The following is a 13067-nucleotide window of genomic DNA, read 5'->3' on the forward strand; positions in this document are numbered from 1 at the left end:
CCCTCCTGTGACCCTCTTGCCGGGGCGTGCGGAACCAAACCCCGGGGTGCCCGGAAGCCCCGGCGATCGCGCCGAGTTGTGACCGTGGGGTGATTCACGGTTACGGCGGTGCGAGAAGAGGATCAGCGGTCGGGAGCGATCCCAGGCGCGGAATATCCCGTTCCATAACGGCGGGTGACCAGTGGCGCTGTGATCATCCGCCGTTGAATCCTGCACCGTCCGACAGGTGTTGTCTCGTTCGTTGCTTCGTTCATCGCCTCGACTTGATGATCCGTTCGACCCTGCCAGCATGTGGCGGCGCGGGCCGGATCACGGCCCGAACCCCCAGCGAACGAATGGAGTCGACCATGTCGTGTCCCACCCGGCGCCGGGTGCTGCACCGTGGTGTCGCGGGTCTGGCCGGAGCGGTGCTCGCCGGACCGGTTGCGGCGGCCGCCACACCGGACGCCTTCGCCGCCCCCCGTTCCACCGCCGGCACCGAACACGCGAAGGCACCCCGGCGTCCCGCGGACGACGAGATGCCGGAGCCCTTCGACGAGATGTACCAGGGCCGCCATATCGAGGGCTGGCCGGAGGAGGGAGACCACGGCGGTCACGGCGGCCACGGCGGTCCGCACGAGGGCATGGAGTTCGTCGTCCGGATCGACAACGACGATCTGCATGTCATGCGGAACGCGGACGGCACCTGGGTGAGTCTGGTGAACCACTACGAGACCTTCCCCGCGCCGCGCGGTGTGGCGCGGGCGGCCGTACGTGAACTCAACGGCGCCGATCTGGTCCCCGTGGTGACCGGCTGAGGCCCACCGTCCGGCGTCCCCCACCCCCGAGGAGTCCCCGACATATGGCAGTCCGGAAGAACCAGGCGAACCTCACCGCCACCGAGAAGCGCAACTTCGTCGACGCGGTGCTCGAACTCAAGCGCACCGGCCGCTACGACGAGTACATCAACACCCACAACGCCTTCATCATCTCCGACACCGACAACGGGGAGCGGACCGGTCATCGTTCGCCGTCCTTCCTGCCCTGGCACCGCAAGTTCCTGTTGGAGTTCGAGGCGGCCCTTCAGAGCATCACACCATCGGTCACCCTGCCCTACTGGGACTGGACGGTGGACCGTTCGCCCCGCAGCTCCCTGTGGGCCGACGACTTCCTCGGCGGCGACGGGCGCAGCGGTGACGGCCGGGTGACCACCGGGCAGTTCGCCTTCGGCAGTGGCAAGTGGCCGATGAACATACGGGTGGACGGCCGCACCTTCCTGCGCCGGGAACTCGGCGCGGGGGTCCGCGAGCTGCCCACCCGTGCGGAGGTGGACCGGGTGCTCGCCCTGACCACCTATGACACCGCCCCGTGGAACAGTTCCTCGGACGGCTTCCGCAACTACGTGGAGGGCTGGCGCGGCCCCAATCTGCACAACCGGGTGCATGTGTGGGTCGGTGGCCAGATGGTCACCGGGGCCTCGCCCAACGATCCGGTGTTCTGGCTGCACCACTGCTTCATCGACAAGCTCTGGGCCGACTGGCAGCGGTTGCACCCGCGGTCGGGGTATCTGCCGACCGACGGCACCGAGGAGGTCGTCGGCCTGAACGACACCATGAAGCCGTGGAACGACGTCACCCCGGCCGATCTGCTGGATCACACCAGGTTCTACACCTATGCATGACAGGTGCATGATCAATAGCCCGGTCGTCCACCGCCACCGGCACGGGTAGCGGCGACCGGAAACCTGCATCCGGTGGCCGGGCCCGCGCTGCCCGGCCACCGGATGTGCACCGCCCCCGGGATCTCCGCCCACCGGACCCGGACACAGCGGGACGTTTCCGTGGAATCCGCACGTCAGACGGGATCCCTTCGAAGGGGTGCGTTGCTTCGCGTGGCACGCTGGTGCGCGCAAGTTCCGCACCACCCGAGGAGATGTGCCACGTGCCGCAGAATCAGCCGGCGGAGTCCTTCGCCGCCCCGGCGGCGCTCGCCGAGGAGCGCAGACTCCGGAAGGACCTCGGATTCTGGGGGCTGACCGCGATCGGCTTCTCCAACATCCTCGGCTCCGGCTGGCTGTTCGCGGCCATGTACGCCGCCCAGGCCGCCGGACCCGCCGCCTTGCTGTCCTGGGTGGCGGCGGGTGTGCTGTGTGCCCTGATCGCCCTGGTCATGGTGGAGCTGGGGGCCACCCGCCCGGAGGGCGGCGGCACCGTGCGCTGGCCGCTGTACGCCAGCGGACGGCTGGTCGGCACGATGATCGGCTGGTCCGTGGTGCTCTCGGTGGGCGGTACGGCGGCCGAGATCAGCGCCATCATGCAGTACGCCGCCCACTATGTGCCGGGGCTCTACGACCACGGCAGGCTCACCGCCTCCGGCCTCGGCGTGGCCGTCGCGCTGAGTGTGCTGCTGACGGCGCTCAACTGGTTCACGGTGCGGATATTCGCCCGGATGAACAACCTGGTGTCGGTCTTCAAGGTGGTCGTCCCCGTCGTCACCGTCGTCGCGCTGTTCCTGTCCGGCACCCACGGCGGACGCCTCACCGAGCACGGTGGCTTCGCGCCGTACGGCTATGCGGCGTGTCTGACCGCGCTCGCCGGCGGCGGCATCGTGTACTCCGTCAACGGCTTCCAGGCTCCGCTGGACTTCTCCGGAGAGGCCCGCAACCCGCGGCGTACCGTACCGGCCGCGGTGCTCACCGGGATCGGCCTCGCCGTAGTGGTGTATCTCGGGCTCCAGTTGGTGTTTCTCTTCACGGTGCCCGAATCCCTGCTGGACCACGGTTGGAAGGGTGTCAACTTCGAGTCGCCGTTCGGTCAGCTCGCCCTGGTCCTCAATCTGCACTGGCTGGCCACTCTGCTGTACGCGGACGCCGTTGTCTCACCAGGTGGTTCGGCCTATGTGGGAGTGGCCATCGACGCCCGGCACACCTACGCCCTGGCCAAGAACGGCCTGCTGCCCCGCTTCTTCATGCGCATCGACCCCCGGTCCGGCATGGCGCACCGGGCCCTGGTGCTCAACCTTGTGGTCATCGTGGTGTTCATGCTGCCGTTCGGCGGCTGGCAGGACATCGTGAGTGTGATGGGAGATATGTATCTGCTCATCTACGCGGCCTCGGCGGTGGCCGTCGCCGCCTTCCGCGCGCATGACCGGGAGCGTGGTGTGTCACGCGCCGAGGGGCAGGTGCCCGGGGTGCGCTGGATCGCCCCCGTCGGCTTCATCGTGGCCAGCGAGTTCATCTACTGGTCGGGCTGGCACGATCTGCGGCTCGCGCTGCCGCTCGTCCTGGCCGGTGTGCCGCTGTTCCTGCTGCAACGGCGCACCGCGGACGGGGTCCCGGTCCGGGACGAACTGCGGTACGGCGCCTGGCTGGTGCTGCATCTGGCCGTACTGACCCTGCTGTCGTGGCTCGGCACCTTCGGCGGCTCCGGGCGGCTTCCGGCGCCGTACGACTCCCTGGCGGTGGCCGCCCTCGCATTCGCCGTGTTCCTCTGGGCGGTGCGCTCGGGCGCCGAACACCTGAGGACGGCGGCGCCCGCGATGTCCTCGGGACCGGCGGTGTGACCGCACCGGCCAGGCGGGCGAGACCACGTTCCCCGAGTTCGTCCAGCGAGAGCTACCCCGAGGACTACCCGGCCGTCTCCCGCTGACCGCCCGGCGCCACGGGCCAGCACCCCTACTGGAGGCTCCAGCGGTGCGGATGGCCGGGATCGGCGGGGCAGGCGAAGATGTTCAGCTGACCCCACCGGCTCACGGTCACCTTGGTGGGCGTGGGCGACCGCAGATTCCTGGGCAGATCGCGCTCCTCCACCGGGATCCAGCTCCCGCTGCCGCCGTCCCACTCCGAGCTGGCGACGGTCAGCAGCAACTCCATCGGTGTCGCACACGACGCGCAGTCCATCCGCGCGGGGTCGGTCACATGCCAGGACGCGAACCCTCCGGCCCGCCAGCCGGGCGGTATCGACAGGTCGTACTGGTAGGCAGGCTCATCGGCCGGTTCCTCGCCGGTCGCCTCGTAAACGGCCTCCGCCGCCTCCTCGAGGGCGTCCTCCGCGTCGTCGATCCGCGCGCACAGCTCCTCCGGCAGCGTCCCGGCGAACGGATAGGTGACCACCTGCTCCGGGTGCAGCACACAGGGCTCGGCCACATAGCCCTCGAAACCGACCACCTCCGGCTGGGGCGGTGTGCCCAGCACCTCGGTGACCTCCCACGACCGGCGCCACAGCAGCCGCACCGACATGCCGTATCCGGTACGGCCGTGGCGGTCGAAGGGACACCAGAACACCTGGAGCAGATCGCAGTCCTCCGGCCCCGGACGCAGATCGGGGACGTCCCGTCGGTACAGCTGGGCCACTCCCAGCAGCGGCAGCGGGTCGGTGTCGGCGATCCCCGCGACGTGGTGTTCACGGCGCAGCTCCGTCAGCAACTCCCGCTCCTCGTCCGTGGGACCGGAGGAGGGATCGCGCAGCCACGCGTCGTCCAGGATCCGCCGCGCGCGGCGGATGTCCGCCGGACGCCTGCCACGTCCCCGGCCGTGCGGTTCGGTGCACACCGGCCAGACCTCGTCCACCGGCCACAACAGCGGCCCGCCCACGGAACTCTCCGACACCCGCGGCGCACCCGGCCGCGGATGCAGCCGGGTCGTCGTACCACGGTGGGCGGCCAGTCCGGGGTACAGCTTCTCGACGTCGAGCGGGCGTGGCGGAGTGGTCCTCGTCATGGCCGAACTCTAGGCCGCGGCGCCGACGTGCGTGTCCGCGGCCTCGGGCGCACGCTCAGGGGACATCGGCGTACCCCCGCTCCCCGGTATCCCGCACACCCGCCAGCATCGCGGGCAGCTCGCGGCTGTGCACAAGGCCCAGCCGCTGGGTGGCCCGGGTGAGCGCCACATACAGATCCCGGATGCCGTTGGGCGACTCGTGCAGGATCTCCTCCGGCTCCACCACCAGGACCGTGTCGAACTCCAGCCCCTTGGCCTGCTCCACCGCCAGCACCACACCGGGCATGTCCAGCGCCTCCGGATCGTCGGCGAGCGCCACGTCCCGCAACGCGGCCAGGGCGCCGCCCAGGTCGTCCATCCCGGACCTGGGCACGATGACGGCGAGCCGGCCGTCGCCGGTCCCGCCGATCTCCCGCTCCACCAGTCGCGGCAGCTCACCGGCGAGGGCGGTGGGTTCGATCCGCAGACTCCACGGTGGCACTCCCGTTCTGCGGACGGCCAGTGGCGGCTGGAGCCGGGTGTCGATGCTGTGCAGCACATCCGTGGTGATGTCCATGATCTCCGCCGGAGTGCGGTAGTTGACGGTCAGTTCCTCCTTGCGCCACCGGTCCCCGGCGTGGGCGTTCAGCACCTCCTCCCAGGAGGTGAACCCGGCCTCCGCACCGGTCTGCGCGATATCGCCGACCACCGTCATCGAGCGGCTGGGACACCGGCGCATCAGCACCCGCCACGCCATCGGGGACAGCTCCTGCGCCTCGTCCACGATGATGTGGCCGAACGCCCAGGTGCGGTCCATGCGCGCCCGGTCCGCCACCGGCCGGTACAGCGTCCCGCCGTGGTGCTGGTCGATCAGCGCCTCCGGATCGACCATGCCGATGCCCATCTCGGTGAGGACCCGCTTGGCGTACGCCAGTTCCTCGGCCCGCTCCTCGGACGCGGCCCGCGCGGCGAGCCGTTCGGCGGCGGTCTCCACCGGTCCCAGCAGCTCGGCGGCCTCGTCGAGCAGGGGTACGTCCCCGGGCGTCCAGTACGGCTCGGTGTGCGGGGGCGGACCCGGCGGCTCGCGCAGCAGCGCCGTACGCTCAGCCTCGGCCAGACCGGGCGCCACCGCCGCCAGCCGCTCGGGCGAGGCGAACAGATCCACCAGCAGCTGATGCGGTGTCAGCAGTGGCCACAGCCGCCGCAGCGCTGCCCGCACCTGCGGTTCGGCCCGCAACTCGCGGGCGATGTCCGCCACGTCCTCGTCCCGCAGCAGCCCCTGGCCCAGCCGGCCGGCCATCCGCCGGGTCAGTGCGCCGATGACCTCGTGGACGAACACCGACCGGGCCTCGTTGTGCGGCCGGCGCTGCTCCCGCGCGGCTGCCCTGGCCTTCTCGACCAGGGCGGGGTCCAGCCGCAGCACCTCCTCGTGCACGGTGCCTTCCCTGACGGTCAGCTCCCAGGTGGTCTCCGGAAGCCGCTGCCGCTCCCGCACCGCCTCGGCCAGCACCTCCACCATCCGTAAATCCCCCTTGACCACGGCTGTCTCCGGCCGCTCATGGGCCACCGCGTCCACACCGGGGAAGAGCCGGCCGACACTGGAGAGCAGTACGTCGTTCTCACCGAGCGAGGGCAGCACCTCGTCGATGTACCGCAGGAACGTGGGGTTGGGCCCGACCACCAGCACACCGCGCTTGGCCAGCCGTTCGCGGTAGGTGTAGAGGAGATAGGCGGCCCGGTGCAGGGCCACCACGGTCTTGCCGGTACCCGGCCCGCCCTGCACCACCATGACACCCGGCAGATCGGCCCGGATGATCCGGTCCTGCTCGCCCTGGATGGTGGCCACGATGTCGCCCATCCGCCCGGTGCGCTTGGCGTCGAGAGAAGCCAGCAGCGCCGCCTCGCCGTTGAGGGTGGAGCGCCGGGCGTCGCTGAGCGTCTCCCGGTCGAACACATCGTCGTCGAGGGCGACGACCCGCCGCCCCTTCGTCCTCAACTGCCGACGCCGTACCACACCCTGCGGACTGGCCGGTGTGGCGCGGTAGAAGCCCTGTGCGGCGGGCGCGCGCCAGTCGAGCAGGATGGGTTCGTGCTCCTCGTCGGAGAGTCCGATCCGGCCGACGTAGAGCCGCTCGCCGTCCTCCGTGTCCAGCCGTCCGAAGCAGAGCCCGTGCTCGGCGGCGGACAACTGGGTCAGCTGGCGCGCATGGTGCGTTTCCATCGCGTCGCGCTCGGACCGTCCCTGGTGGGTGCCACTGGCGTCCTGCCGCTGGGTTTCCCTGAGTTGGTCACCGGCCCGGTCCCGCAGGGTGTCGAGCCTCCGGTACAGGGCGGAGACGTAAGTGTTCTCCGCCGCCAGCTCCCGGCGACGGAACGTGTCATCCGCCCCGGGCTCGTCGGCGTCCCCTGGCTCCAACCGGAATCGATCCCCCATACCCGTCCTTTCGTAAGGGGCGCTCGTCCGAGCACCGTGATGCGCCCCGCAGGCAGCGGGACCCCGCTCACCGGATTCACCCGTGCCGCCACGCACACCCGGATGCCGTCCCCATCAGGATGCGCTCCGAAGCCGAAATGATGCGCGTCCCGGGTGCCGGGTGTGTGCTGGGATCGGCGGCACCTCGGCTTTCCGCGCGTACGACGCGCACGGCGGGTACCTCGCGTACGGCGCGTACCTCGTGTACGGCCCCGGACCGGATCGTGCCGGGGTGGGCCGCCGTGGGAGGTCCGATGGGCACGGCTCTGGGCGTGGGAGGTCCCGCGGCCCCTCGCTGGAGCGCACGACTGGCGGTGCTGGCGGGAGCGGCGGCAGTGCTGGTCCTCCTGCTGTTCGCCGGGCTCCGCGGTGTGTACCTGGTGGCGGTGGGCATGGCCGGGATGGTGCTCACGGCTGCGGGCGTCTGGTGGGCGCTGGTGCACCGGGCCCTGATCAGAGTGCTTGCCCTCGCCCTGGCCATCGCGGCGCCCGTGGCGGTCATCGTGCTGTACGCGCTCGCCGGACTGCTGTGGGTGGTCCTCCTCGTGCTCGCCCTGTGGGCGCTGGCCGTGTCCACCGGCCGGACCGCGCTGGCCGCGGACATCGGACCGGCGCGCCCCGCGGAACGCCCGGCCACCCCACCGCGGCAGCCGTTCCTGATCATGAATCCGCGCTCGGGCGGCGGGAAGGTCGGGGCCTTCCACCTGGTGGAGAAGGCGAAGGCACTCGGCGCGGATGTCGTGGTCCTGGACCCGGGCCGGCCGCGGGACGTAGCCGCACTGGCGCGGCAGGCCGCCGACGAGGGTGCCGATCTGCTCGGAGTGGCGGCCGGTGACGGAACACAGGCCCTGGTCGCGGGCGTGGCGGCCGAACGCGGACTCCCCTTCATGGTGATCTCCGCCGGAACCCGCAACCACTTCGCCATGGACCTCGGCCTGGACCGGGACGACCCCGCCACTTGTCTGGAGGCACTCACCGACGGGGTGGAACTCCGGGTCGACCTGGGCTACATCGGTGAGCGCCCGTTCGTGAACAACGCTTCCTTCGGCGCCTACGCCTCCGTCGTCCAGAGCCCCGCCTACCGCGACGACAAGCTCCGTACCACCCTCGATCTGCTGCCGGACTTTCTCACCCATCACACCGGACCACGGCTGACCGTCCGGGTCCGGGACCGTGTTGTCGACGGGCCGCAGGCCGTGCTGGTGAGCAACAACCCGTATCGGATGGGCGATCCGGCGGGGCTGGGGCGCCGGGAACAGCTGGACCGTGGTGTCCTGGGGGTGCTGGCCGTCACCGTCGACAACGCCGCGCAGGCGGCCGGAATGCTCCGTGGCCGCCAGGCTCCCGGGCTGACCTCGCTCACCGCCCACGATGTGGTCGTGGACGCCGACACGGCCGCAGTCCAGGTCGGGGTGGACGGCGAGGCACTGACCCTGCCCACACCCGTGCGGTGCCGGATCGCGCCCCGTGCCCTGCGCCTGCGGCTGCCCCGCCACCGCCCCGGCGCCCCGACCCGCAAACCCCCGATGGACTGGCGGCGGGTCCGGCAGCTGGCGCTGACCATGGGGCGGACGGCGACCGGGCACGGCCCTGCCCGCCCCTGAGCCGGGTGGCCGAAGCCGCCGTCTCCCGCGCGGCGCACGACGCCGCGCCCTCACACCCCGCCGGTGTCCAGCACATCGACCCGGGGCAGGTCCCGGTGCCGGTGGTGTGCTTCGGCGATCTCCACCAGTGAGGTGCGGCCCAGCGCCCGGTACGCCGCCACGAGGAGGGTGTTCGCCTGGGCCTCCCGGGTCTTGTCCCCGGCCGAGGCCCAGTGCAGATCACGTCCCAGCACCAGAGCCTCCGCCGGATCGCCGTCCGCACACCACCGCAGGGCGTCCGCCACACCGGCCTCCACGGCCCCGGTGTCATCGAACAGCCCGTACATGTACTGCGCGAACCGGTACTCGTCGGCGCCCTGGTGCGGCGGCCGGTCCAGTGCCGTCCGGCCTGCCACCAGCGCGCCCCCGGCATCCAGTGTGGTGATCCGGTCCGGGTCCTCCGGCGGGAGACCCGTCTCGTAGGTGTTGCTGTAGGCGAGGCCCACCTCCGTGCGGTCCCCGGTCTCGAGAGCGGTCAACGCCTGGCGCAGCCGCTCCAGCCCCGACATCCGCGTGGCCAGGTACGCCGCGTCCGCGTCATCGTCCGCGAGGTCCCGCCAGTGGCGCTCGAGCTTGGCGCGCAACGCCTCCAGAGGTGTCCGCCACCTCCGGTCGAGCCCACCGCCGTCATGGGTGTAGTAGGAGGCGACGCCGTCGCAGGTGCGGCCGTCGTCGAACCACAGTCCGTAGTGCAGGCCGTCGGAGCCGCCGTGCAGGAAGGTGAGGAACTCCGGAGGGTCGCGGTAGTAGCGCCCGTGCGCCCGCACGTCGACGCCGTCGCGCACCGGGAGCCCCGGATCGGCGCACAGGTCGGCCACTCCGGCCACGGCCACGTCCATGTCCGCGAGCGCCTGCCGCTCAACGGGCCCGAGTCCCTCGAGGAAGGTCCAGAACCGGAAGAACGACTCGGGCAGGGTGAGACCCCATTCCCGCAGCACCCGGTCCGCGACGGCGGCCCGTCGCCGCTCGTACGGCATCCGCTCCCCGGACATCGCCCCTCCCTCGCATCGGCAACCGACGACAACGCCGGGCCGAGGCCCGCTCGCGGCCGGAAGCCCCTTCGACGACGGACCCCAGGCCCTGTCCGGTGGATCTTATCGGGCCCGCGACGCCTGGCACCGCGCCCCCAGCCAACGCTGGGACGTGCCCCCTGCACCAGACACCGCGGGCTGCTCCTCAAAGACCCACCGGACAGGGCCTGGCGGACCGGTCCGTACGACCGGTCTGTCGGCCCCGGCCGAACGCCACGTCATGGGAATCGTCCGAACGGGTCGCCCCCGTACCCTCGTTCGTGTGTCACGGCCCGAGCCGCCGACGTCCCGTGAGCGATCCCGCCACCATGAGCCCAATGAAGTGTTCAGCCACAGCACAGGTACAGGGGCGCGGCCCGTCCGGCGCGAACCGGGGACCGGCGTCGGCCGGCCGTTCCGCTGTTGTCGCGGTCGCCGTGACCGGCGGCATCGTCATGGGCGCGCTGGGTGCCGGTACGGCGTCGGCCGCACCCACGTCCGCGCCGGACTCCGCCCGGGCGGCCCCCGGACGCGCGGCGAACACGGGATCCCCCGCCGTCGACGCCAAGCGGGCGCGGTATGTCCGCCAGATCATCCGCACGGTCAACTTCGCCCGTGTGCACCACGGATGCGCCCCGCTCCGGTTCAACACGGCCCTCCAGAAGGCCGCTCAGCGGCATTCCGCCGATATGGAGCAGCGCGACTTCTTCGACCACGTCAATCCCGACGGCGCCGAGCCGGGGGACCGGATCACCGCGGTCGGCTACGAGTGGACCGCCTCCGGGGAGAACATCGCCTCCGGCCAGACCACACCCTCGGCCGTCATGCGCACGTGGATGAGCAGCCCCGAACACCGGGCCAACATCCTCGACTGCGATTTCCAAGAGCTCGGTGTGGGCGTCGAGTTCGGCACCGGAGGACCGTGGTGGACCCAGAACTTCGGCAGCCGCGGCTGATCCGGGAACACCGCACCGATGCCCGTTAGGGCCCTACCCCTCGGTCCGCGAGCCCGCCTCCTCGGGGAGGGGCAGCTCGAACCACACCGACTTGCCGCGGCCGCTGGGGCTGTTGCCCCACGCGGCGGCCAGGGCCTCCACGATGATGAGGCCGCGTCCGTGCTCGGAGTTGTCCTGCACCGAGTCCGAGACGGTGATCGGCGCGGGCATCGGCGGGCGGGGGTCGGAGTCCAGGACCTCCACCCGCAGCCGGTCGGGGTACTCGCGCAGCCGTACGTCCACCTCGCTGTCCGCGTGCATCAGGGCATTGGTCACCACCTCGGTGGTGATCAGCTCGAGATCGTGGGAGATCTCGTCCCAGCCCCTGGTGCGGGTGTAGTGGCGCACGAACTCCCGGATGTCCTTGACGGAGCGGAGGTCGTGCCGCTGGACGAAAACCCGGCTGACGTGCTGGCGTGAACCGGGCAGCACTCCGGCGTAGCGGGCCAGCAGCAGCGCCGCGTCGTCGCCGCGGGCCCGCTGGGGCTCGGTGCTCTCGATGATGCGGGTGGCCAGGTCCTCGAGCCGCTCGTCCCGGGTGGCCGCCATGGCCTCGCCGAGCAGGTCGCCGGCGGTGCCGAGGTCCACGGCCTGGGAGTGCACCAGGCCGTCGGTGTACAGCGCCAGCACCGTGCCGTCCGGCAGTGGTTGCTCCATGGACGGGTAGACGGTGTCGGGCGCGACCCCGAGTGGCAGTCCCACCGACATCTTGGGGACGACCACGTGGTGGTCCGGGTGGCACAGCAGCGGCGCCGGATGGCCCGCGCTGGAGATCTCGGCCGTACCGACGTCCAGGTCGAGCCAGACACAGCAACAGGTGGCGAACAGCTCGGTGTCCAGTTCGGCGAGGATCCGGTTGGTGCGCTCCAGCAGCGCCGCGGGGCGGTGTCCTTCCGCCGCGTACGCGCGCACCGCGCTGCGCAACTGGCCCATACAGGCCGCCGCGTTGGGGTTGTGGCCCTCGACATCGCCCATGACCAGCCCCACGTTGCCGTCGGGGAGGGTCAGTACGTCGTACCAGTCGCCGCCCACCTCCGTGCCCGCGGTGGCCGTGACGTACCGGGTGGCGATGTCCAGATCCTCGCGGTGCGGAAGCCGGGCGGGCAGCAGCCCCTGTTGCAGTTCGCGAGCGAGCCGGTGCTCGTTCTCGAAGTGGAGCGCACGCGCCACGGCCGGGGCCACCAGATCGGCCATGGTGACCAGCGTCGACCGCTCCTCGGCCGAGAAGTGGCGGGGGCCGTCGAAGCCGAGCGCCAGAGTGCCCGTCCGCAGACCACCGCTGATCAGGGGGAGCAGGGCACACGCCCGGATCTCCTGGGATGCGCCGTCGAACCGGGCCTCGGCCAGCATCCGTTCGGACTCCAGGAACGTGGGGGCGTCCACGGACAGCGGTGGCATCCCGGGTGTGTGGTCGTCGGGAGAGGCCGGTGGAGCCCCCGCGAGGGCGTGGGCGACATCCTGCGGATAGCCGCTGTAGCCCAGCAGGGCGGCCTGGCCCTCCTGCTGGACGGAAACCGCCATGCCACGGGCGCCGAAGGGCCCCATGATCCGCGACGCCACCACATCCAGCACCTCCTGACCGCGCACCGCGCGGTTGAGCCAGGAGGCCAGCTTGTAGATCTGGTAGAGGAAGGTGATGTTGGCGGACTCCGCCGCCCACTCCTGACCCACCCGGTCCGGTACGGCCTGGAGGAACTGCGGCATCGGCAGGGTGGTGTGCGGCGGGGAGGGGATCCCGGACTGCACCAGCTCCTGGGCCAGATCCTTGGCGATCTTCTCGCAGCGGTCCAGTTCATCGGGTTGCAGCGCCCGCGGCCCGAGCGGTGGAGCCCAGATGACGGTCAGCACCCCGTATTCGCGTCCCGAGGTCCGGATCGGGGTGGAGGCCACCGTGTACGGAAAGGGCATCGTGACGTCGAAGCGGGACGGCGCCGCATTGTCGAACTCGGTGAAGGTGGACACGTACTGGCGGCCGGTGCGGTGGGCGGTGGCGGACGCCAGGCGCGCCGTCACCGGCATGCGCTCGATGGTGGTGAAGATCGACAGGGGGCGGCCCACCACCACCGCCGAGGCCAGATTGCGCCCGTCATCGACGGGGACCACCACGATCGCCGCGGTGGCCCTCAGCTCACGGGCCGCCTGCTGGAGTGCCTGGGCGAACACCGACGTGACGCGACCGGTGTCGGAACCCGTCGCCTCTGGTCGGCTGTGGTTGCGCTCCTGCATCGTGGCACTCGACGTTTCCTAGCGGGTTTCCCTGCGAAAAATGCC

Annotated in this window: 9 protein-coding genes; 5 read left to right on the forward strand and 4 right to left on the reverse strand. The window is 71.2% G+C overall.

The window, feature by feature from the left end:
* Positions 1 to 347 precede the first annotated feature (347 nt).
* The 3 genes from melC1 to AC4BEG_RS32925 all read left to right on the forward strand — a co-directional run bounded on the left by melC1 (position 348) and on the right by AC4BEG_RS32925 (position 3540).
* Positions 348 to 797: an apotyrosinase chaperone MelC1 gene (melC1, locus tag AC4BEG_RS32915; RefSeq protein WP_490703313.1), complete on the forward strand. Its 450-nt coding sequence runs from the start codon at positions 348 to 350 to the stop codon at positions 795 to 797.
* Between the two features lie 44 nt (positions 798 to 841).
* A complete protein-coding gene (melC2, locus tag AC4BEG_RS32920) occupies positions 842 to 1660 on the forward strand; it encodes a tyrosinase MelC2 (RefSeq protein WP_490703314.1) in 819 nt (272 codons plus the stop codon).
* A 251-nt stretch (positions 1661 to 1911) separates the two neighbouring features.
* Positions 1912 to 3540, forward strand: a complete 1629-nt coding sequence (locus AC4BEG_RS32925; RefSeq protein WP_490703315.1) for an APC family permease — start codon at positions 1912 to 1914, stop codon at positions 3538 to 3540.
* 112 nt (positions 3541 to 3652) lie between these two features.
* On the opposite strand, the gene AC4BEG_RS32930 is transcribed toward AC4BEG_RS32925, so the two are convergent.
* Positions 3653 to 4696, reverse strand: a complete 1044-nt coding sequence (locus AC4BEG_RS32930; protein ID WP_490703316.1) for a hypothetical protein — start codon at positions 4694 to 4696, stop codon at positions 3653 to 3655.
* Between the two features lie 55 nt (positions 4697 to 4751).
* On the reverse strand, positions 4752 to 7109 hold the full coding sequence (locus AC4BEG_RS32935) for a HelD family protein (RefSeq protein ID WP_490703317.1): 2358 nt from the start codon (positions 7107 to 7109) through the stop codon (positions 4752 to 4754).
* Between the two features lie 293 nt (positions 7110 to 7402).
* Between AC4BEG_RS32935 and AC4BEG_RS32940 the strand changes: the two genes are divergently transcribed.
* Complete coding sequence (locus tag AC4BEG_RS32940; RefSeq protein WP_490703318.1) at positions 7403 to 8752, forward strand: diacylglycerol/lipid kinase family protein; 1350 nt, start codon at positions 7403 to 7405, stop codon at positions 8750 to 8752.
* A 50-nt stretch (positions 8753 to 8802) separates the two neighbouring features.
* Here the strand turns inward: AC4BEG_RS32940 and AC4BEG_RS32945 are convergent, their stop codons facing one another.
* Positions 8803 to 9783: an ADP-ribosylation family protein gene (locus AC4BEG_RS32945; RefSeq protein ID WP_490703319.1), complete on the reverse strand. Its 981-nt coding sequence runs from the start codon at positions 9781 to 9783 to the stop codon at positions 8803 to 8805.
* Between the two features lie 356 nt (positions 9784 to 10139).
* Between AC4BEG_RS32945 and AC4BEG_RS32950 the strand changes: the two genes are divergently transcribed.
* A complete protein-coding gene (locus AC4BEG_RS32950) occupies positions 10140 to 10757 on the forward strand; it encodes a CAP domain-containing protein (protein WP_490703320.1) in 618 nt (205 codons plus the stop codon).
* Positions 10758 to 10790: 33 nt separating this feature from the next.
* On the opposite strand, the gene AC4BEG_RS32955 is transcribed toward AC4BEG_RS32950, so the two are convergent.
* Positions 10791 to 13022 carry an ATP-binding SpoIIE family protein phosphatase gene (locus tag AC4BEG_RS32955; RefSeq protein ID WP_490703321.1) on the reverse strand — a complete coding sequence of 744 codons (2232 nt, stop codon included), beginning with the start codon at positions 13020 to 13022 and terminating at the stop codon, positions 10791 to 10793.
* Positions 13023 to 13067 lie beyond the last annotated feature (45 nt).

Source organism: Streptomyces sp. JLBJ103, from assembly GCF_058215575.1.